This window comes from Flavobacterium faecale (assembly GCF_003076455.1).
In the GTDB taxonomy this organism is placed as follows: Bacteria; Bacteroidota; Bacteroidia; order Flavobacteriales; family Flavobacteriaceae; genus Flavobacterium; species Flavobacterium faecale.
Genome location: NZ_CP020918.1, coordinates 1,800,116 through 1,822,869, shown reverse-complemented (window position 1 = coordinate 1,822,869; position 22,754 = coordinate 1,800,116). Strand labels below are relative to the sequence as shown.

General features: G+C 35.1%; 20 protein-coding genes. 1 reads left to right on the top strand and 19 read right to left on the bottom strand.

Features of this window, described 5'->3' with window-relative positions; all coding sequences use genetic code 11:
* The first annotated feature begins 18 nt into the window (after positions 1-18).
* Positions 19-1,161: a lipoprotein N-acyltransferase Lnb domain-containing protein gene (locus FFWV33_RS08015; protein ID WP_108740420.1), complete on the top strand. Its 1,143-nt coding sequence runs from the start codon at positions 19-21 to the stop codon at positions 1,159-1,161.
* A gap of 178 nt (positions 1,162-1,339) precedes the next feature.
* Here the strand turns inward: FFWV33_RS08015 and FFWV33_RS08010 are convergent, their stop codons facing one another.
* From FFWV33_RS08010 to FFWV33_RS07920, 19 genes are all read right to left on the bottom strand, one after another.
* Positions 1,340-2,734, bottom strand: coding sequence for an exopolysaccharide biosynthesis polyprenyl glycosylphosphotransferase (locus FFWV33_RS08010; protein WP_108740419.1), 1,395 nt, complete (start codon positions 2,732-2,734; stop codon positions 1,340-1,342).
* Positions 2,735-2,800: 66 nt separating this feature from the next.
* The gene (locus tag FFWV33_RS08005; protein ID WP_108742497.1) at positions 2,801-4,150 is read right to left on the bottom strand and encodes an O-antigen ligase family protein; all 1,350 of its coding nucleotides are present in this window, start codon (positions 4,148-4,150) and stop codon (positions 2,801-2,803) included.
* Positions 4,147-5,226 (bottom strand): glycosyltransferase, encoded by a 1,080-nt coding sequence (locus FFWV33_RS08000; protein ID WP_108740418.1) that lies wholly within the window; start codon positions 5,224-5,226, stop codon positions 4,147-4,149. Before FFWV33_RS08000 ends, FFWV33_RS08005 begins: the two co-directional genes overlap by 4 nt.
* Entirely contained in the window at positions 5,223-6,341 is a 1,119-nt protein-coding gene (locus FFWV33_RS07995; protein ID WP_108740417.1) for a glycosyltransferase family 4 protein, read from the bottom strand. Before FFWV33_RS07995 ends, FFWV33_RS08000 begins: the two co-directional genes overlap by 4 nt.
* A complete protein-coding gene (locus FFWV33_RS07990) occupies positions 6,338-7,018 on the bottom strand; it encodes an FkbM family methyltransferase (protein ID WP_159085989.1) in 681 nt (226 codons plus the stop codon). The genes FFWV33_RS07995 and FFWV33_RS07990 overlap by 4 nt, the downstream gene beginning before the upstream one ends.
* A gap of 135 nt (positions 7,019-7,153) precedes the next feature.
* Entirely contained in the window at positions 7,154-8,155 is a 1,002-nt protein-coding gene (locus FFWV33_RS07985) for a hypothetical protein (protein WP_108740415.1), read from the bottom strand.
* 36 nt (positions 8,156-8,191) lie between these two features.
* Positions 8,192-9,193, bottom strand: coding sequence for a glycosyltransferase family 2 protein (locus FFWV33_RS07980; RefSeq protein WP_108740414.1), 1,002 nt, complete (start codon positions 9,191-9,193; stop codon positions 8,192-8,194).
* Positions 9,183-10,202, bottom strand: a complete 1,020-nt coding sequence (locus FFWV33_RS07975; protein WP_108740413.1) for a hypothetical protein — start codon at positions 10,200-10,202, stop codon at positions 9,183-9,185. Before FFWV33_RS07975 ends, FFWV33_RS07980 begins: the two co-directional genes overlap by 11 nt.
* Complete coding sequence (locus tag FFWV33_RS07970) at positions 10,195-11,043, bottom strand: FkbM family methyltransferase (RefSeq protein ID WP_108740412.1); 849 nt, start codon at positions 11,041-11,043, stop codon at positions 10,195-10,197. The genes FFWV33_RS07975 and FFWV33_RS07970 overlap by 8 nt, the downstream gene beginning before the upstream one ends.
* Entirely contained in the window at positions 11,033-12,586 is a 1,554-nt protein-coding gene (locus FFWV33_RS07965; protein ID WP_108740411.1) for a glycosyltransferase family 2 protein, read from the bottom strand. The genes FFWV33_RS07970 and FFWV33_RS07965 overlap by 11 nt, the downstream gene beginning before the upstream one ends.
* A complete protein-coding gene (locus FFWV33_RS07960) occupies positions 12,583-13,731 on the bottom strand; it encodes a glycosyltransferase family 4 protein (protein ID WP_108740410.1) in 1,149 nt (382 codons plus the stop codon). The genes FFWV33_RS07965 and FFWV33_RS07960 overlap by 4 nt, the downstream gene beginning before the upstream one ends.
* Positions 13,732-13,798: 67 nt before the next feature.
* A complete protein-coding gene (locus FFWV33_RS07955) occupies positions 13,799-14,674 on the bottom strand; it encodes a hypothetical protein (RefSeq protein ID WP_108740409.1) in 876 nt (291 codons plus the stop codon).
* A gap of 352 nt (positions 14,675-15,026) precedes the next feature.
* Positions 15,027-15,419, bottom strand: coding sequence for an endonuclease domain-containing protein (locus FFWV33_RS07950; RefSeq protein ID WP_108740408.1), 393 nt, complete (start codon positions 15,417-15,419; stop codon positions 15,027-15,029).
* Between the two features lie 486 nt (positions 15,420-15,905).
* On the bottom strand, positions 15,906-17,339 hold the full coding sequence (locus FFWV33_RS07945) for an MBOAT family O-acyltransferase (RefSeq protein ID WP_108740407.1): 1,434 nt from the start codon (positions 17,337-17,339) through the stop codon (positions 15,906-15,908).
* A gap of 3 nt (positions 17,340-17,342) precedes the next feature.
* Positions 17,343-18,737 (bottom strand): glycosyltransferase family protein, encoded by a 1,395-nt coding sequence (locus FFWV33_RS07940; protein WP_108740406.1) that lies wholly within the window; start codon positions 18,735-18,737, stop codon positions 17,343-17,345.
* A gap of 164 nt (positions 18,738-18,901) precedes the next feature.
* Positions 18,902-19,777 carry an N-acetylneuraminate synthase family protein gene (locus tag FFWV33_RS07935; RefSeq protein WP_108740405.1) on the bottom strand — a complete coding sequence of 292 codons (876 nt, stop codon included), beginning with the start codon at positions 19,775-19,777 and terminating at the stop codon, positions 18,902-18,904.
* A gap of 230 nt (positions 19,778-20,007) precedes the next feature.
* Positions 20,008-20,394 carry a GIY-YIG nuclease family protein gene (locus tag FFWV33_RS07930; protein WP_108740404.1) on the bottom strand — a complete coding sequence of 129 codons (387 nt, stop codon included), beginning with the start codon at positions 20,392-20,394 and terminating at the stop codon, positions 20,008-20,010.
* A 290-nt stretch (positions 20,395-20,684) separates the two neighbouring features.
* Complete coding sequence (locus FFWV33_RS07925) at positions 20,685-21,845, bottom strand: acylneuraminate cytidylyltransferase (protein WP_108740403.1); 1,161 nt, start codon at positions 21,843-21,845, stop codon at positions 20,685-20,687.
* On the bottom strand, positions 21,842-22,753 hold the full coding sequence (locus tag FFWV33_RS07920) for a hypothetical protein (protein WP_108740402.1): 912 nt from the start codon (positions 22,751-22,753) through the stop codon (positions 21,842-21,844). Before FFWV33_RS07920 ends, FFWV33_RS07925 begins: the two co-directional genes overlap by 4 nt.
* Position 22,754 lies beyond the last annotated feature (1 nt).

Sequence of the window (22,754 nt, the reverse complement as noted above, 5' to 3'; positions counted from 1 at the left end):
CCCTTTGAAAATAAAACTATGAAAACATTCCTTTTCAGAATCACCTTTTTTTTTGCATTAGTACTTAGTTTCTCCACTTACACTTACGGACAAAGCATACAATTATCTGACCAAGCTAAAGTAAGTGTTTTGACTTGTGGCACGGGAAACGAATCTTACTCCTTGTTTGGACACACTGCCTTGCGAATTGCAGATGAACCTAACCATGTCGATGTGGTGTACAACTACGGTGCATTTGACTTTAATACCCCAAACTTTGTTGCAAAATTTGCAAAAGGAGACTTGGATTATTTTGCAGTCACACACCACTTTAATGATTTTATGGCAGACTACACCTATGAGCAAAGAGATGTGTACGAACAGGATTTGGATGTGCCTTTGGAAATGAAGCAAAAAATATTTGATAACCTCAACACTGCTTTGACCTCTGGCGAAAGTGTGTACCGCTACAAGTTTATTGATAAAAATTGTACCTCAATGGTTATCGATCTTATTAACAAAACATTGGGCGAGCCATCAATCACGCTCCATAGCAAACAAGAATTGACCTATCGTTCTATCTTGTACCGATACTTTGACAATCATTTTTATGAACAATTGGGTACCAGTATTATTTTTGGGTCTAAAGTAGATCGTGTGAGTGATCATATCTTTTTGCCCTTGGACTTAATGGAGAATCTAAAATTGTCAACCTACAAAAACCAAAAACTGGTTTCAACAGGTACTAAGACGCTTTTAAAATATGAGCCTACTATAGCATCGTCTTGGTGGAATAACATTTACACCTACCTTGGTTTTCTTATTTTGCTAGTCGTTCTAAACAATAAACTATTTAATCAAGTTTACTTTTTTATCATGGGAGCCATCGGGATTTTGTTTGTGTTTTTAGGCTTCTATTCGGGTCATTTGGAGTTGGCAAACAATTACAATGTACTTTTATTTAATCCATTACTGATCCTTTCGTTTTGCTTTTATGGTGCAACGCGAAGAAAATGGCTGTATTATTTGGCTATTTTCAGTATTTTATTTTTGGTGGTCTACCTTTTTATGTTGCTAAACAAAGCACATATATTAATTGTATTGCCTATGATTTTGGCAAACGGGTATTTGTTAATCAAACTAGCCATTAAACACAATAAGCGAATTTCAATCATTATATAAATGGTGATTCTTAGCTTTTTTTTTCGAAAAGAAAGAAGAGGAAGACTGAACCAAGATCTTGTCAATAGTACTCTCACAACTGATTTATTGAATTTAAAGAGTCTGAAAAGGTTGACTTATGTTTGTTATTTGAATGATTACAAACTCAAATACAATTTGATTGCGGTGATTGTACTAGTTATTGCCCTCTGTAAAAAAGCACAGTGGTAATGGTTTTGAACGTAATATTTAGATCTAGAAAAAAGCTTCTATGCTTGATATAGTAGAGGTCGTATTGTAACTTGATTAAACTATCATCAATATTTTCTCCGTATGAATAATTGACTTGAGCCCATCCGGTTAAGCCTGGTTTTATAATGTGCCTTGTCTCATAGAATGGCATTTTTTTGGCAATTAATTCCACAAACTCTGTACGTTCTGGTCTTGGTCCTATAATTGCCATTTCTCCTTTGAGTACATTTATAAATTGCGGTAACTCATCTATCCGTGTTTTTCTAAGAAATTTACCGAAGGCGGTTATTCTACTATCGTTCAAAGTTGCAAATACGGCACCGTTTTTTTCGGCATTTTTGACCATTGTTCGAAGTTTCAAAATCTTAAAGGGATGGCCATCTTTACCAATACGTTCTTGACTGTAGAGTAGTTCCCCCCTATTGGCCAACAAATTTCCGATGAAGATAAAGGGTAATAAGACAAGTCCACCGAGCAGTCCTGTTGACGCAATTATTAATTCGATTATTCGAACTACGAATAGATACAGCTTGTTTTGATTGCTTCGACTAAAAGGGAAAAAACGATAAAAGTCACTCGACATATACTGCACAGGTACGCGGTACGTTTTGGACTCATAGACCTGAGTGTATTCTCTAATAATTTTACCCGATTCTAATATTTTTATTAATTGCTGGTACAGTGCAGGTGACATGCCGTTACTCATTTGAGAAGCTACCACAATCTCAGAAACACCATGGCTTTGCAGGTACGCTTGTAGGTTCTCATTTGCTACACATTCGATATAATGGCTTATATCTAATTGCGCTGCACTCTTGCTGTCTGTTGCTGAGAAAGCGATTATTTTGTAATGTGGATCAATATTCTCTAATCCTTGAATAAGCGACTCTACTTCACTTTCGCTACAAATTAATAATGCATTTTGACTAAATCTAGTTGATGCCAAATATTTTACATAAAACAACCTCCAACACAAAAGAACCGTGAAAATGACCGTGAAAAATAATAGAATCTGTAACCTATTGGTAGGTAAAACAGGTGAAAAAATGGGCGTAAGCAAATAAACAAATACCGTAAATGAAACACACAATAATGTACTCCTTAATACCTGTACTTCATTACTAGCCACTTGCAGGTTGTAAAATTCGAAAACAATACCAAAAACATTGAGGTATGCAACGAGTAATAGTAAACAACTTTTGGTAGCTACCACCTCTTTTAGGTAGCGAGCATCAAAATAAGTCCCCACCAAATACAAAGCAAGGATAACGAAAAAGACATCAAATAGATGTAGAATCGCTTTTCTTTCTGATATCTCAAAATGAATTTTATCCTTGTACATGTTTAATCGTGGTTTGAAGCGCAATTTAGTTAATTAGAATAGAAACTTCGCTCCTACCAACCATTTTTATTGGGTTGCTAGCTCTTGCTTTTTCTTTGGGTTTAAATTGACGTTGAGCAATGATAAGGCGTATACAAATCCAGGAACAGCTGTACGCATGGCGGCGTGATTAATGGTTAAAAACCAAAAAGATAGCAAGCACAGTAGGTAAATATTATACCCTTTTTGTAAGTAGAGCGACAGCGGTGTTAGTATTAAAATAAGCAAGCCAAAGGCTCCAAGAGAACCGTGCTCTGCGAGCATTCTTGTAATTTCATCGTGTGATAAGACGAAAACACCTGTTTTTTGTTCTCTTAATTCTGCTCCCCTACCCACTCCGGCTCCTATTAAAGGGTTGTCAAAAAATATTTCTATTTCATCTAATGCAATTTCTTGCCTACCCGAAAATTGATTTTCTTTTTCGCGCCCGGCAGCATCTTGATTAGCATATCGCTTATTAATCAACCCTCCCGTTTGCAAGGATGTATAACTCCATGCTGCAAGGAGAACGGAACTAATAATAATTATGATTACACCTAATTTTACCTTGCCCGGACCATTTGCTTTGAAATACAATGAAAATAGTAAGAGCGAAATCATAAATAAACCTGTAATCATACCTCCTCTAGAAAAAGTAACCATTCCGCGATAGAAGAAATTGAAAGCAATAATCAAATTAACAGCAATAATAATTTTTGATTTTGACTCTAAAATTACCCTAGAAAAAAATACAAACATTCCCAATCCTAAATAAGTAGCTACTTGATTAGGACCAAAACCACCAGAAGTTGCAAATGTACTTGCTGTTCCTGTAATTACCTCTTGAATTGGTGCCGTGTAAAAAATTAAGTAGATCAAAGCACTTACAATTGGAAGCCCGAGACTTAATAGTAAATTATTAAATTGTTCTAATGTCAAAGTTCGACGATAGGTATAAAGAGCTGCAAAAGCCAAACAAACTGGCCCCGAAATATTAAAGGCAATTGCTTTCCTGATGTCAGTATCAAAATTTAACGAGAATGTAGACAAAATCACACCCGGAATTAGTAGTATAATAAATAACCAATAGATATATCCTTTTCTAGAGAAACCAGTATAAAGCATTCCCATAAAAATAAAGATCATCACCCCATACTTTGAAAACTCATAGGTGATATTTCCATTGGTCATTCGCAGTAAAAGCTCACTTCCTACCAAATAAGCTGCTGCATAGAGGCATTCATGATTCCTGTTTTTTGATTGAATCACGTAATACATTCCAATAAACAGACCTAAAAAACCGTATAGCTTAGCAAGGATAGGTAGCAAATACACCAAAAACCCAATGCCGACATGGATTAGTAATAAAATTATATAATTAATCTCTTCTTTTTTCATTTCACTATTTTTTGAACCCACGGCATATAGACGTCGAGTGCACTTTCTTGCGAGTAGGACTCTTTTATGGTTTTATTTAATGCCAACCCAAATTTATTCTGTAGCTGAGTACTCTCAATCAATTGCTTTAATTTCTCATAAAATTCAGTTGCTTCTTGATTTAAAACTAAGAAACCATTTGTGTCCTCAGTAATAATCGACGGAATTTCTCCAACAGCTGTTGTGACAACTGCTAACTTTGCCAAACCATACTCAAGCAAAGCAACTGGTAAGCCTTCAGAAGCTGATGTTAAGATTCCGATGTTGGCTTGCGCTAAAATTTCCTGAACAGCATTTTGAGTACCATATAAAAATATGGTTTGTTCTAGATCTAGAGCTTTTATTTTTGCTTTTATTCGAAAAGAATAGTCGTCGTCAAAATCCTTTCCAATCAAATGAAACGTCCAGTCGGGATGCGATTGTCTCACTAACAAAGCAACTTCTAATAATAGAAAGTGATTTTTTTGAGGTCGAAGATTAGCCAAACAAACGATTCTTTTATTGGCTTCGCCTTCTAAACGTATCGCAGCAGTAGTCTCTAAATCTACGGCGGGAAAATTAGGGATGTATACGGTGTTTGCAAAATGAAGTTGGTCTATCGCCCATTTTTTCAAATCATGATTGACCGATATAATCCCGTTAAAAAAGGGCAATATCATTCGAAACAACCCTTTATCTCTTTTATTCAAAAAATTACTATCGCCATAATGGTCGTGCCAAATGAGTTTTATCGAAGGGCAAAAAAGTTTAAGCAAAAAAGCAGTCACGATGGACGTACTATGCGCATGCACCATCTCGACCTTATGTCGCTTCACTATCTGTCTCAATTTCCAAATTGCCTTGGGATCGAGTGCCCTTTTTTTATTTAGAAAAAAATAATGCGTAGTAGGTAAAAGTGCTGCTTTTAAAGGTCCTTCGGCTCTAGTTGATACCACTGCCGAAAAATCAATACAGCTCGCCAGTGCATTACCATAATTAACTGCCATACGCTCAGCTCCGCCGGCTTCGAGAGAATCAATAAGTTGTAAAATTCTCATGATTGGAGAAATTTTTTAATTTCTATTTCAAATCTATCCATAGTAAATTGCTGTGACCATGCCCATGCTTTGGCACTAACGGTGTGGTATTTTTGAACATTATTAATATGATCTAAAATGTCTACCACATCTTTTTCTAAATTCTTTTCGATTAAAATACCCCTTTGACCGTGATCAAGCATATACGGCACACAAGAAACAGCGGTTGCAATAGGCACAGCGCCCCAAAACATTCCTTCAGCAATTGCTTTTGGCCATCCTTCACTATCCGAAGGTAATAGTACAAAATGAGTGTTTTGGTAGGCTTGCTTGAGTATTTCTCTACTTTGATTTGCTTTTAAAGTAATTGAGTTTTCTAATTTGTTCTTGACAATGTAGTCTTCTAGCATTTGTCTTTCCACTCCTTCTCCGTATAATTCTAACGTAGCCGTTACACCTTTCGAAAGTAATTGTTCTACTAATTTTATGGCATACAATGGGTTTTTCCCTTGAACCAAAGTCCCTACAAATATGAATTTTATCGTTCCATCAAATGTTCTCTTTGGGATTTCTATTTTTTCAGTCTCTCTGTAGGTGGCGGTGAAGAACGGTTTACTGTTTTCTGATAGATTTTGCCATTCACCATATACCAACACAGTCATTTTTCTAGTTAAAAAGCTATTGTTTAACAGCCAGCATTGTAATCTGTATGTCCATGGTTGAGGTGACTTCGGATCCCAGTTACCTGCATACTTTGCGGTTTTTGTTTTATTTGGAAATAAAATCTGAACGAAACAACCCAGCAATCCTATATTACCAGGGCAACGAAGGTGAATATGATCTGCTTGTTGCATTGCCTTATACATCTTCCAACATATTTTGGGGAATTTTGTAACCGCCAAAAAACTGTTTTTAATATTTAAAAAATCAAAATTCGCTATTGGAATGAACTGAATACGATCATGAACATAGCTGGCATCAATAGCCGATAATTTGTCCACGCTCTTCGGTGCAAGGATACTAAGTTCATCTGCGTTTTCAATCCAAATATTCATTTCGTTCACATAAGGCGCATAGGCAAAGTAATTGTTTTGCGTTAGAATATGCGGGACATGTGTGACGATTAGGAATTTCATATGGCATTATTAATAAACAATAAATTCTCTCCTCTATTAAAATAGCTGAAATCATATTTACTGATTGCTTTAAAAAAACTTTGGGAACTTCCTTTGGTAATACCGTCATGCAATTCAATGAGCAAACATTTAGTTTTGGGCAACCAAATTTCATAATTACTCTCAAAGAGAATTTTTTCGGCACCTTCAATATCAATTTTCAGCAAATCAAGATACTCTAAATTGTAAGTAGCCATAATAGCATCGATAGTGATGGTTTGAACTGTATCTACAATTTTAGTATTCCCTTTAATATTCTTATTTTCGGTTACAAAACCCCAATTACCATAACCTTTATCTATAACATCAAAAAATAAATTGTCTTGGTTTGACAATGCTTTTTTCTCTAATAAAACATTTGGATAATTTTCAGTATTTTTTCTCAACGCATCAAAATTATTTTTCTCTGGCTCTATGGCAACAAGGGTTGCATTTGGAAATTTATTAGAAAAGAAGACAGCCGAAAGTCCAATATTAGCCCCAGCATCAATTATAAAATTGGGCGTCATGCCAAAGTTCATATCATATTCTTTGAATGTAAATATTTGATGAAAAGCTAAAATATCTGATGATTTAGGACGGAGATAAATCGGGAATATCAATTCTGGTATACGTACTTTATTTCTACCTAAAGCCATCAGTGTGTTTATGTACAAAAAACGAAACCCTTGCCTTAAACGAATCAGTATTCTTTTCATAGTGTATTTAATTTCTTTCTGCAAGATTCCTTTGCAATCACTTATTTTTAGGGACTTCTTAATTTTAAGTATATTCTATTTTTCTTTTAGCAAAGTAAGTATTCTTTTTAAATAATTTTGTGGATGAATATAATTTGTACTCCACTCTTTATTTCTACTTCCCATTTGTAAATACCGTTTATCTTTCAACAAACTATCAATTTTATCTGGTAATTCTTCAAAAGCAGAACGACTAGATAGCATTTCATAATTAATTTTGGGTTTAAAATTGTCTACAATTATGTTAAGTGGAGTGGTAATAACAGCTTTTCCATAAAATAAATATTCTCCTATTTTCCAACCAGGGCAATCCTTCAAGCCGTCATCGGCAATACCAATATCATGATGCATTACTGTATTCAGATAATAATTTTTATTCGATTCTCTCTTAGTTAAAATTAAATCTGGCGCTATTTCTATCGAAAGGTTATCCATAGTCAATCCTACAGATGCATTTTCAAAATTTTTCTTGATTATTCGACACGCATTTATTCTAAAATCGTTTTGCAACCTTCTCCTCTCCTTTTCCTCCAAGTCAGGATGATTATCCGGGTTCCATAATCGTGTATGAAACAATACTCTCCCGCCATGGTCGACAACCTTTTCAGGATACCTATTAACGTTCAGGGTTTTATGAGAAGATTTAAAGACCAAACCAAATAAATCCAATGCTTTTAATACCTCAATTCTACTTCTTCTATCGAATAATAAATCCTTTTTTAAATTTAAAAATAAAAGATGTGGTTTATAAGATAAAGGCACATTAAAATTTAAAGGGTAAACGTTTCCTTTGAAACACTCTTCTCGAAGCGATCTCTTGAAATATAAATCAAACTTTTCTATTTTATCTATAAATTGAGGATCATCAGAGTAATCAAAAAATATCTTTTTGTCCTCTACAAGTAACAAACCACCGTTGTGAACTATACTCGTATCTTGAATAATGGTGACATCTAGACTTTCGCTTTTGCAAAAATAGAGATAGGAATAAATCAACTGATTTAAGTGATGGGTCCAAGTAGACAGGAATAATTGCATGTGCTATTTGTTTTTTAAATGATAATGTCACGATTTTTATTTGTCTATTTTAGGCTTACTAAACAACAAACTCCACCAGCCAACGGTTCTTCCAATAGCCTCTGTAAATGCGGCTTTCTTTTGTTTGGTCGTAATTACATTTAAAAAACGAATCATTGTCAATACCAAAGTAATTGTATGCCATTTAATTCGGTCTCTAAATTTAGGATTTCGATTTTTTACTCGCCATACATACCAGCCATTTCGTACCACCATTTTGCCATAATGGTATTGATTGGGTCTGCCCGAAGGTTCATGATTGTGGTACAATTGCGCCCTGGTACTTATAGCATTCTGGCCATAGTTCAAAGCTCGAAGACTAAAATCGGCATCCTCATATAAACCATATCCTTCAAAATAGGTTGAAAAACTAATTTCTTTAAATAATTTAGCTCGAAAGGACATTGACATTCCGATTAACAAATCTACCTCATAAATTTTGTCATTGAGCGGAAAACCACAAGTACGCCCGTGTGAAAAAGCAGGCATTCTACTTGGGCCTAAGTCCGAGGACAAACCCAGTTTGTTGCGCACTACATTACGCAGGCCTTCAGGATAGACATATCCTTCAAATTCATAAAATCTATTTTTATCATAGTTGACATCAGGCTTTTTAGTTTGCCATAGGTAATCATTAATTGATATGCCACCCACTCCAATATACTCTGGATTGTGCTTAAAAACTTCTATAATTTCAAAAAAATACTCCGGCTTCAACACCGTATCATCATCAAGAAAACAGATAATTTCACTAGACGCACTTACATTTTGCACTCCAAAATTGCGCTGTTTTGTTAACCCTCGAAATTCAGGAGATACCTTTCGATAAACCAAATTTTCAATATGATTGTTATCAAAAATAATTTTTGTATCATCGGTTGGACTCCCGTCAATGATTAAAATTTCGTTGGGATATAAAGTCTGCAGCTGTACCGACTGCAAAAGTTGCAAAACAGTTTGCGGACGCATATAGGTACAAACGACTAAACTAAACTTCATTTATTTTCTGTTTAAAAACGGTATAAACTTGTAAAAAATAAGCTTCTCTTTCTAGAAAATTCAGCCATAAATTGCGGTTTTCTACTTGCATTTTTTTAAAATCTGATTCGGAAATTGAATTATGAAAAGACAATAATTTTTGAACTACTTGTTTTTCTGAAGCAATTACACAATGGTTTTTCCAATCAATGTTATGATTCAAAGGTAACTTAAAATCGGTGTCAATCACAAACGGAATCCTACCCATCGCCAAGGTTTCATAAAATCGAACCGAAAAATTACCTGCGCCTCGCAGACAAAAAGTATAAGGATTTCGATCTATATTTTCAAAAAACACGGTAGTCCCTTGATTGCTATCTTGTTGATTGGTAAATCCACCTTTATATTTTTTTCGAAAAATAAAATCAGTTTCAACGTTACCGTCATCAGCCAGTAATTTCAGTAACTTAAATCTTTTACTACTCGAAGGGTAAAAAGGCTGCGCATCTGTTTTTAACTTTGCCGTAATTTTATCAAAACGATATTTTAAATAAATAAGCAGCTCCTTGATTCTTTTCGAAACAGAATTATTTGCATGGCCTACAAATCCTATTTGGGGTTTTGATTCTTTATGCAAAGACTCAAATTTATGACCTAGATGTTTTAAAGGGTCTGAAATAAATGCAGGCAAAACAAAAGTTGATTTATCAAGTCTACTCCCAATGCCACCGTGCCTGAAGGTATACACGGGGTACGTTAGTGTTTGCCCATAATCACCCGCACTATATACCCAAACCATTTTCTTGGCGTGAAGTGCTTTTTGTATAAAGCTGTGTATCATTTTTGTCGTCCCATAATGAGCCAAATCTACAGGTATAACTGCAATATCACAACTTTCTACAGAGTCTACCAGTTGGTATTTTTCTAACAAAATAGTATTGGGCAAATACCACAGATCAAATAGAAGTGGAAAAACTACTTTTCTATTTGCTTCGGTCAAAAACGATTGATCTGTATAAAGTTTAATCATTTTGTTTCATAAATATAGTATTGAACTTTTCCGTATTAAAACTTTTTTGTTTAATAACTTCTTTTGTAGAAATATCATACGTAATAGGTACGAAATTGAACAAAGTTAAATAATCAAAAATTTCTTTCGACGAATATCCATATCTTAAAGAAGATGAATTTAATTCAATTATAATATATTTAAGACTGGCCGAATTCAATGTTTTTAAAGCTCCTTTTAGAACATTAAATTCAAAACCTTCTACATCAATCTTTAGAAATGTTGGTGTTTTACCCGTTAATAGTTCGTCTAAAGTTCGTACTTGAGCATTTAAAACATCTAATTCATGCTCTAAAGCTACAGCATTCATCACGTCTCTATTTTTAGTGAATTTTAGAATATCATTTCTATCTCCTAAGCCTAAATTGAATAAACTAACTTTAGTTTCCAATGCATTTAATTCACTATTTTTTTTAAGCTTTAAAAAAGTGGTTGGTATAGGTTCAAAAGCCATCACATTTGCACCACAAACACCCGCAGCTAGCAAGGAAAAGTGCCCCACATTTGCACCAACATCTACAAATAAGTCATCAGGTTTAAGGTGATCCATCAAAAACATAGAATCTTCATAATCAAAAAGTTTAAAATAAATATTTGCTACAATACCCGCATCTCCTTTTTGAGCATAAAATCGAAGATTACCAATCCATTTATAAATTCTAGGTCTTGGTGATAAACTTTGAATAGTATTAAAACTAATATATCTATACAAGGCACCCACGACATTTCCTCGTGTTAAAGGATGTGCTCTAAATGCAGTAATTCTTGCGTGCAATTTATTACAAATATAATTAACTTTCATTCTTACTTTCTTTTAAAATATCAGCCCAGTATTGACTTACTCCCCATTTAGCTTTGAATTCTTTATGAAAGGCAAGATAGTTTATAACCGCTTCTTTTTTAATTAATTTTAAAAATAAAATCAATTGATAACCCTTTACTTGTTCCTGTGAAAAATGTTTTTTATACACATACATTACAGTGGGCGATGGCTTGGGTTGTATTTTTTCAGTGTCCCATTTTTGCACAAAAGGAGTTCTAAAACCTCCCATTGGTGCTTTGAGATGCGTTATTTTTAAGGAAGGGAAATAAATCACGTCCTGACCATGGTTGCGTAATTGCATCCCGAAATCGGTATCTTCACCGTAACCAAATTCTAAAGCATTGTCAAAACGAATGTCTTGTAGTACCGAAGTCTTTACAAAACTGTTGCCCGAACCAAAGATTCCCGATTGATGAATGATGTTGAATTCTTGTATTTCCTTTTTTAAAATATAATTAGTCGTTACGACAGTGGTTCCATATTGCGCTGCTTTTTGAAACATTTTTTCAATCAAATTGCTATCAAAACGATTATCATCATCTCCAAGAAAAACCCAATCACTTGTAACTTGGTCCAATGCTAGATTCCGTGCATTGCAGGCTCCTGCCTGATTTGTAAAAGTATGTTTTATAGCAAAAGGCCAGGTTTCTATTGTAAGATAATCCAGTTCAGAAACACTCCCTAGTTCTGGATTTTGTTCTACTATAATTACATTGGCAGGTAACAGTGTTTGGTTTGCCAAATCTTGCAGTACATCGTACAAATATTTTTTACGGCCAATTGTTGGGATAATTACATCAATTGTAACATCCTTTTGGCTTATGACATTAGACGACTGCATCTCCAAATTCTCGAAACTAATGGAGGGTTGCATTCGACTCTGAAAAAAGAAAGCACTCAAAAAAGGAAGTAGTGGAAAACGCTTTTCGAATATAATAAGATTCAGAAGCAGCAAAAACAACCAACGTATTTTAAAATGCTGTTTTACAAAACGAAATAAAGTAAAACTACTTATAGCAACTTGCTTTTTTTTCAACGCTGCCTTGAACAATAACTGCGGTTCAGAATAGCAGAAAAGTCCGTTTGGCATTCCGATTTTAGCCACTGAATTCAGGAAATACTCAAAATCAGCATCAGCACTAATTTTGCCTTCAAAAACAGTTAAGGCCGATGCATGGATTACGCCCACAGTTGTGCTCATGATCCACGTAGGATAACGCACTTTTTTGTTAACTTTCAAAAATGGTGATTGTTCAATATATCCCATTTCCTTTTGTAGAAAAAGATTTTGCTGCTCTCCGTAGCTGATCATTATTTTTTGATGATGACACAAACTACCAATCTTTTCGATATTTAAAAACAGAGCATATTTTTCGTCACACCAAATCAATTGTTCTTCTGGAAAAGCTGCTGCATTGTGAAATAAAATTGCTGCAATTGATTTTTTGGAATCGAAAGCAATATCATTTACGTCCCTTTTTACACGACACACCTTATTATGTTGATGGTAAACTATAATCATCGTTTTACAAATTGGTTATAAAACTGTATGTTTTGTTGCGCTATTTTTTTTATATCAAAATTTTCATTTACGTATTCATTTGCTTTTCGACCCATTTGAGCAGCAAAGTCATCATCATTTAAAATGGTTAGAATTCTTTGTGCAAATAGCGTATGATTTTTGGGATCGACAAGATAACCACTTTGACCATCGACCATCAATTCTTGTGCCCATCCAAGATTGGTATTCACAACTGGTTTTTGTAATGACATAGACTCAATGGTTACCATACCCAGTGTTTCGGCAAAGCTAGGAAAGATACATACGTTAGCCTGAGGCAAGAACTTGCGAACACAATCATAGGTTATTTGTCCTAAATACGTATAATTGGAGAGTTCTAATTTTTTAAATTCTTGCTCTACAAGTTTCCAGGTCGAAGGACTATTGGTTGAAATATCACCTGAATCCATACCAATTAGAACTAACTTTGCTGCAGGATTTTGCTCTGTTACTTTTTGCAAAATAGCAGGTAATTCAAAAACTCCTTTTTTTCGAATAATGGTTCCAATGTACAATATCATCCCATGATCGAACGTAAGCGGATTTTCATTTTCGAATTGAGACAATTCTAAACCGTAGTGTATTGTTTTTATTATTTTATTTTGGATATTGAATAATGTAGCCGAGAGACTTCCTGCATATGCCGTGGGTGCTATAAAAGCTTGTGCGCCACGGGTAGCTAATTTTTCGAACCAAAAATTCTTTCTTTTCTGTGCCCTTTTCTCAATATGGCAGAAATAAGTATCACTACCATGAAACCGAATAATCAGCGGAACTTTGAATTTCATAAACGCAGTGATTCCGGTCCAATCTGGCGCTTCGATTAAATCAATATTTTGTTTTTTTATAATCGAATTACAGTAGTTCTGAATGTACTTTCGATACAAACACCATTTAAATGCTTTGTAGTTTCTGTCTTCTATCAGATGAAACTGAATACCGTTATCCTCAAAAACCATAGTTTTTTTTTGAGCATATACGAACACAGTCACCTCTACACCAGCCGCAATTAAAGCTGATGCTAAATTTTTAATACTGGTACCTAAACCTCCCGAATTAGCAATATTGGCATGCGGATATTCGGGTGTGAGAAAAGCAATGTGCATGATTATTTAAAATTGGTAATGTGTTTATAAACTAAAATAACTACTTACTATGTGAAGCTAATTTATATTAAAAAAAATCATTAATAACTACGGCTGTAAATTTTTTAGCCCCCATATCATTCATGTGTCCACAAGACGAAAAGTATTGATCTTCGACTACTACATTTTCATAATTATATATTTCAGGATACGCTTTTTTTACTTTTTCGAAATAATTCATGCCTTTGGTGTTTTCACACATGGGTGTCATTATTGAAATGAGTTTAATGTTGTTTTTTTTACACAATAACTTAATGTCTTCATAATATTTATTAGGCACCAATGGCATTAAGCTCCTAATATCATTGCGCATTTTCATTTTTTTCTTGTTCCCCAAAGCATAATAGCCTTGATTGTTCAACAACGTGGTTGCCTCTTTGTTGAGTGTTTTAAATCCTTCTCTAAATCCAATTTGAGAATCGTATTTGATGTATCTGTAAAAAGGCACGTAATATAAATAGTCAAAATCGGTTTCTTTTTCGAATTGCTCTCTTATCACTTTTGAATCGTGAATATAAGGCAAAAATTTAGAAGCTACTCCATCAGCTCGTTTATCATTCGATAAATTTAAATCTACTTCGATAATAATATTTTTAATTTGATAGTTGCGCTCCAACATTAATTTCAACAATAAATCAGCTTCAAACAAATGCGCACCGCTCATGCCGTAATTAAATGTTTTGAGTCCTTTATCTTCAAACATTTTTGACACAAAATGATTGTTCGCACGAGACGATCCCAAAATCACTATATCATATTTACGAGCCGTTGAGCCGTACACTTGATCGACTTTGCCGCGAGAACTTGATTGCTTATAAATCTTGGTGTATCCTAAGTCTAGAACAACCAAAATGATCGTTATGGCAACTAACGATTTTAGTATAAATAGTAAAAACTTTTTCATTCCTTTTTTTAAATTCTTTTGAGATCTTGTGTTTTCCTTTTTTCGCCCCGATCTTATAAGGGAAAAAGGAAAAGTATACTTCTCCTTTTTTGCCCCAACCCTAAAGGGGGAAAAGGAGAAATATTCACTTCTGTATTCCACATTTCAGCTCCCTTTAGGGTTGGGGTAAACGCAATCCAATTCCCATTAGGTCTAAGACAACACGCATTCCAACCATATTTCTCCTTTTTTCGCCCCAACCCTAAAAAGGAAAAGTATTGACCAATGTATTCCACATTTCAGCTCCCTTCAGGGTTGGGGTAAACGCATTTCAGCTCCCTTTAGGGTTGGGGTTAACGCAATACAGCTCACTCTAACGTTGGAGCGATACCCATTCCCTGATTTTGTCTAAAACATTAGAGAGTCTAAGCATTACTTCCTCATTTGTAAATCGAATCACTTTTAAACCTTGAAATTCTAGATCAGCTGTTCTGCGATTATCTAATTGTATTTGTTCTTTGGTTAGATGATAACCTCCATCAACTTCAATTATTAACTTTAATTCATGACAGTAGAAATCAGCGATGTAACAACTTAAGGGATGTTGTCGTCTAAACTTCAAGCCATTCAATTGCTTGTTTCTTAAGGCAAGCCACAATTGATTTTCCGCCTCTGTGGCATTTTCTCTTAATTTTTTAGCATTAGAAAAAATAGCAGGAGTTGCTCCCTTCCACATATTATCTGATTCCAAAGGATTTTCCTCCATAGATGTATAAATTATAATTCGAATTTACTAATGCTAACTTACTAATAATCTACTTCTTTTAGGTTAAGATGAAGGCAATCCATCCATATTTCTCCTTTTTTTCGCGCCAAACCTATAGGGTGAAAAGGATCAATATTCGCATATGTATTCCTCATTTCAGTTCCCTTCAGGGCTGGGGTAAACGCAGTCCAACGACATTTTTCCTTTTTTTGCCCCAACCCTAAAGGGTGAAAAGGAAAAATATTAACGACTATTTTAAGCTTCCAACTCCCTTTAGGGCCGGGGTAAACGCATTCCTACTCGCTTTAGGTCAACCATAACAAGCAATCCATCCATATTTCTCTTTTTCGTCTCAACCCTAAAGGGTAAAAAGGAGAAATATTCACTTCTGTATTCCACATTTCAGCTCCCTTTAGGGCCGGGGTAAACGCAATCTAGCTCACTTCAGTATAGTGGCAAACGCAATCCAAAACATAATTCATTCTATCAAAACTGAAAATAAATAAACTCCTTATAATCCGAATACGTTCCTAATGTAATGATTGCGGTTATGCATGCAATTAACTTTACAAAATCATATTTCCCCGAAATAGGTTCTACTTTGGTTCTGTTATTCCATTCGACTAGAACAAAAACTAGGACCAAAAGGAGTATTTCATAATTATATCGTTGGTTGTCTAAATATTGTGAAGCAAAAGTCCCATTTGTAAAAATTCCTTTTAGATAAAGAACAGCATCTGTCACCGTTTTTGCTCTAAAAAATATCCAAGCGATAGACGACAATATAAAAGTACTGAGGATATTCAGTACCACTCTTATTGAGCTAAAATTCCAAGACAAGACTGGATTTTCAATGTTGGTACGATTTCGATTGAGCAAAAGCAAAGGCAGAAAATAAACCGCATTTAAAAAACCCCAAACCAAGTAGGTCCAGTTGGCGCCATGCCAAAAACCACTAACAACAAAAATGATAAAAGTATTGCGCACTTGTTGCCATTTTCCTCCTTTGCTACCTCCAAGTGGAATGTACAAATAATCCTTGAACCAGGTAGAAAGCGAAATATGCCAACGTCGCCAAAATTCGGCTATATCCCTAGAAAAATAAGGGTAATTAAAATTTTTCAGTAAATCGATTCCGAATAGTTTTGACATTCCCAATGCCATATCCGAGTAACCCGAAAAGTCCCCGTAAATCTGGAAGGCAAAATAAATAGCTCCCAGAATTAAAGACAGTGAATTCATGGTCGTATAATGATCAAAAATGGCGTTGGCATAGGTTGCGCAGGTGTCTGCAATGACTACTTTTTTGACCAATCCCCATACAAATTGATAAATTCCCGCTTTTGCTTTTTCGAAATCAAATTCGCGTTTTACCTTTACTTGTGGTAATAAATGAGTTGCTCTTTCGATAGGACCCGCCACCAACAATGGAAAATAAGATACAAATAGCGAGTAATCAACAAAGTTATACTCGGCTTTGATTCGCTTTTTGTAAATATCAATTACATACGACAATCCGTGGAATGTGTAAAATGAAATTCCAACCGGCAGAACTACATCCAACAAGAAAGGACTAGACTGAAAACCTACCGAACCCAACAATTCACTCATGGAACTGGCAAAGAAATTATAGTATTTAAAGACGCCTAAAAAACCTAAATTGACACCAATACTCAACCAAAACCAGAATTTTCGGGTGACATCTTTTTGGCTTTTTTCAATTTGGATTCCGGTATAGTAATCCAAGAAAGTGGAAAAAACTAACAGAAACAGAAAGCGCCAGTCCCAGCAAGAATAGAAATAATAACTGGCAATGATCAATAATAAATTCTGACTGCTTTTATTTTTGTTAAACACAAACCAATACAAAATAAATACAATGGGCAGAAATACCGCAAAGGCAAAAGAATTAAAAAACATAATTTACTTTAAAATAGTTTCGATGGCATTCCAAATTTGATTTGATGCATGCGTAGGATTTGGTGACGCCACGATTTCAAACCATTTTTGCCCCTCAGATACGTTGGACAATTCATTGTCAAGAATCTTTTGAACCAGATTTTCCAGCTCTTTTTTATCCGTACAAAAAACTGCTGCTTCGGGACTCGGCATACTTCTAAAATGGACATATTTGTAATTTTGTCCAATATCTCGAATGCCTTTCTTTAATTGCGGTTGCTCGTAATTATAATAAATACAAGGCTTGCCATGCGCCACAAAATCAAATACCGTCGAGGAACACACATTGGTCACCAATTCTGAATGCTGGCACACATTATACAAAGCCTTCAAATCGGCTTTCGTAGGCAGTATTTCATTCCAATTTTTACCTTGTGACTTCCATAAAGGATCTAGCGACACGACTACATCTTTATATTTCTCCAAAATCGCATCATAACGCGCAGTAGTATCAACCGGACATTTTCGATAAATAACAGCTAAATTTCTACCTTTTGAATTCAGGTTTCGAATGGCAATTGCCAAATCTTCCAAATAATACTGGTCCAAAGGCGACGTTGTTTCATCGTCACCAGAGTAGCAAATGTATTTTTTGGCGGAATCTAAGTTGTTTTCGAGACAAAATTCTTCACGACTTTGAGATAAACTAGTATCAAAATGAGGTTCAAACTGTGGCGTACCTGTAACTATTACTTGGTTTTCTTTCACAAAAGGGTAATATTTCAACACTTCTGCTTTCATCAAATCACTCCAAACACAGTAGTAATCAGTTTCTATTAACTGCATCGCTTTGGGAACATTGTCCCAAGAATATACAAAACCTACAGTCGGAATTCCTAAATCTTGTGCCGCCAACAAAGCACCAATAGATTGACTGGCACGTTGGGTGGTACAAAACACCAAATCGGGTTTGTGCTCCAATAATTGTGCTCTGCAATACTGGTATTTATCCGTAGAACGTTCTAGTTCATTAATACGTTTTCGAATGCGAAGAATTCCCTTTTCCGAAGAATGAAACCCAATCATTATTTTCGAAAAAACACTAACTAGGCTGTTTTTGATTCCCTTGTAACTGAATGGAAATTTATATGTTGGATATACCTCATCATTGAATTTCTTTTGAGAAACATTCAATTCGATATGCTTACGAATGCGCGTGTATATGGGTGTAAGCTTATGGATTTTATGATTTTCGATCTTAACCTCATCGTACCCCAACTCCTGCTTTAACGAAAAAACAGTGTTGTTCCAGTACACAATTTGGTTGCCCCTCGCCTCTCCTATTTCTTTAAACTGAGTAAAAGCAAAGTTCCGAAGACCAACGCCATCAGGAAAAAAGACAAATATTTTTTTATTCATATTTTGATTCAAAAATTAATTTGGGCGTGCCACCATCATAAAAAAGGGCTCACCAATACAGGTCTATACAAAGCCCTTTTTTATAATGCTGTCGGGCTATTTGCTCCGCTGCGGCGGATTGCTACTATCCCTCACGCGGTCGAGTGCAAGAAACTGCGATTCGATTATCCTTTTTTATTCTTCAGTTTATCACGTTGTACTTGCTCAATTGGCAATATGTCCGTCGCTTTAAAAGAAAGTGCTTTGTGTACCGCTACCAAATCCCTCGATAATTTACGCAATCCCATTGGTTCTAGCGAAGCAGCATGGTCAGTCCCTTTCCAAGTTCTATCAAGGGTATAATGTCTTTCAATAATGTTCGCCCCCAAAGTATAGGCCGCAACATCAACTGCAATTCCCAAGTGATGCCCCGAAAATCCAATATGCTTTACCAAATGCTCGTATTTCTGTTTCAATAAATTAATATCCAACAAACACACATCTTCAAAAGGAACCGGATAACCCGAGGTACAATTATATAGTACTAAATCTTTATTTCTACCTTTCGAAACAAAAAACTGAACCAAATCTGCGGTCTCCGCTTTGGTCGTCATCCCTGTCGAAATATGAATTTCACCTGGATAATTTTCGCACAACCAAGTCAGCATATCATAATTATTATTGCAAGCCGACGGAATCTTAATAAAATCTGGCTTTAAACTAGCAATTTCTTTGGCAGAAGTCGTATCCCAAACCGAGGTAGAATACACCATCCCAATTGACTCACAATACTTTTTCAATTCGGCATGCTGCTCAAGATCAAATTCCAAAAATTCACGGTGTGCACCATACGTATCCCCGTATGAGTTATCTGTATTTGGATGCGGAGCAGTGTATTGCGCCTCTGTAAGTAGTTCTCTATTATTTCTTTTTTGAAATTTTACTGCATCCACGTTGCAAAAAATCTTTGCGATATGAATGAGTTCTTTGGCAATTTCAATATCCCCTTTGTGGTTGCAACCAATTTCGGCAATAACATAGGGTTTCTTATAGGTAGTCATGTATTCGGGTTTAGAAAACAAAGAAAATTATTTTTTTTGAATAATGTACAGTTTACTCCATTATTATTGAAAAGTAGCCTTCGTTCCAATTAACAATCAGTGTAAAAAAGCATTCTTCCTAAATCTACTCGTCTGTCAGGCTGAGCTTTTGTCGAAGCCCCATTCCAATAAGCAAATCTGCTAAGAAAGCCTTCGACAAGCTCAGGCGGACAATCGTGGAATTACAATTTTTAAATACGAAATTTTATAACTACAACTACTCGTCTGTCAGGCTGTCCCGATCCCGAAGCTTCGGGACGGGAGTCGAAGCCCCCCTTGTCTTTACCAAACTGTGTATAATTTTTAGAATAAAGAACCAATCTATCCCAATCTTCATCAATTAGTGCCTGCTTTTTTCTCCTGCTCCAACCTTTTATTTTCTTTTCGATCATAATTGCCTGAGTAGGGTCTGTGAACATTTCAAACCATACCAGAGTTATAGGCCTTCGTGTAAAAGTATATGCCTCTGAATGAATCCCAGCATTATGCTCGATTAATCGTTTATCCAAGTTACTGGTGAAACCGGTGTAGAACGAATCGTCTTTACATTTTAAGATATAAACGTAGAAAGTTTTCATAAATACTTATATTATTCGTTGAATAAAAGCCTTCGACAAGCTCAGGCGGACAATAGTGGGATTACAAATTTTAAAATCGAAATTTTATAACTACAATTATCCATCAGTCAGGCTGAGCTTGTCGTGTCAGGCTGAGCTTTTGTCGAAGCCCCGTTCCAATAAGCAAATCTGCTAAAAAAAAGCCTTCGACAAGCTCATGCGGACAATCGTGGAATTATAAAATAAAAAAAACAAAATTTTATAATTACAACTATTAATCTGTCATACTGAGCATGTCGAAGCCCCCATTCCTATGAATATCGCTTATTGTACTTCATTATCACTTCACAAACTTCTCTAATTGCGCCTTCTGCGGAAGCATTAGTAAGTACATAATCTGCACTTCGTTTCACGATATCGGTTCCGTTTGCGGGACAAAAAGACCAACCTACGCTACAAATATTTGCCAAGTCATTGACATCATCACCTACGTAAGCCACTTGTCCTAAGTTGGCTTTTTTATCTTTTAAGAACTGTGTCAAGAATGCGTATTTATCTTTCACACCCAGAAAGCAATTTTGAATTTGTAATTTCTTCATGCGTTGCCCCACCAATTCGGAGTTTTCTGAAGTCATGATAATCACCTCTACTTGCTGCTGACGGATGATCTCTAATCCCATTCCGTCGCGCATGTCAAAATACTTCATCATTTCGCCTTCTGGTCCATAATATACCCCACCGTTGGTAAAGACACCGTCAACATCCAAAACCAAATAATCAATTCGTTGGTGTGTTTTGTTCTTTTGTAATCGATTAGCAAGCAATTGTTCTACAATTTCCCAATCGGTCGTACTATCGATTTCAGTGTAACTAGCTTCTTCCATTTCGATTAAACCAATTGAGCCACTTACTCTATTTTTCGAATTCAAAAAAGCCACTTTACTTGTTGCATAAACAGCACCATTTTCGACCAATAACCCCTCAAAATCTTGGCGTCTCGGCCTATTGAATACATCATAATTTTGAGGTGTTCCGTCTGCATTCCAAGTAAAACGATGCGTTTTGACAACCGTTAAAGCCGAATCAAAAGCTTCCTTTTCTATTTTACTTAACACTGCATTGATGTCTTTGCTGGTCGTCATCGGCGAAGTCGCTTGTAATAAACACAAAACATCAAAATCGTTATTTACCTGAGCAGCAAATTCCAACAATACACTTTCAGTCGAAGCGGTATCGGTAGCATTCTCTTCATTGCGAATTATTGCCTTTATCTTGTGGTTCCAAAAGTATTCTTTTTCGACATAACTGATGATCTCCAAATCGTCTGTAAAAACAATTACCTCATCCAAATTTGAGAAAGCAGCTTCGGTCAAAATCCACGAAAACAAAGGACGACCCAACATTTTCTTTTTATTTTTTCCAGGAATCCCTTTGGAGTTTTTACGTAACGGAATCAGACCTATTTTTTTCATTTGGTTTGGTTTTTGTTTTTGATAAAGGTAATTATTTCGTCTGTATATATTTTAGCGCCAGTTTCTAGCAAATGTGATTCATCATAAAAGTAAGCTGGATCTTTATAAACTGGGTTCAGTGAATCGTATACCATTACATTCTTCTTTTGCACTTCTTTCAAAAAGCGAGTATAAAAACCCGAATTGAACTCCATAAAACTAGGTGAAAAAACGTAAAACAATTGAATTTTATCCTGTTTACATAAATATTGAAACTTCTTGAATGCCGCCACTTTTACTTTGCTTTCATTAGTTTCTAAATACACCTTTTCTTTTTTAGCATACTGTAAAAATGTAGTGTCTTTTTTTTTATAGAGTGGCATAGATCCAAAAGAATCGATTGGTATTACAGACGTCTTCTTAGTTTGATTAAATGTGATTTGTTCCCAGTTTAGCCTACCCAAACAGAATATTCTTGAAAATAAGTTCTTTTCTTTTTGTGTTATAAGTTCCTCATTAAAATAATTATATTTAGCTAACGGCAACAACCTGTCTATCCTGAAATTCAAACTTTTTTTACTGTCAAATTCATATGGATTATCAATGAGCAAAATCACTGTTTTAGGCTTTTGATTAAATTTCAGAAGGGTATTAAGCATAAAATAGTGAAAAGTAACATCTGAACCCTGATAAGACAAATTGTAAGTCGATTGCCCAGTTGCTTTTTCTATTTGTCCTGCCAAAATATTATCTGAACCTCGCGAAGATCCGAGAATAATGATATCCTTATTCAGATTGCCTTCAAAAACTTCTTCTAGTCGGGTATCGTACTCTCTCTCTGGAGCTTTTATTAGAAAATAATAAAAGCCTTTATCTACTATAAAGAATACCAAAAGAAACAGAATACTATTTTTTAAAAAACGCTTCATA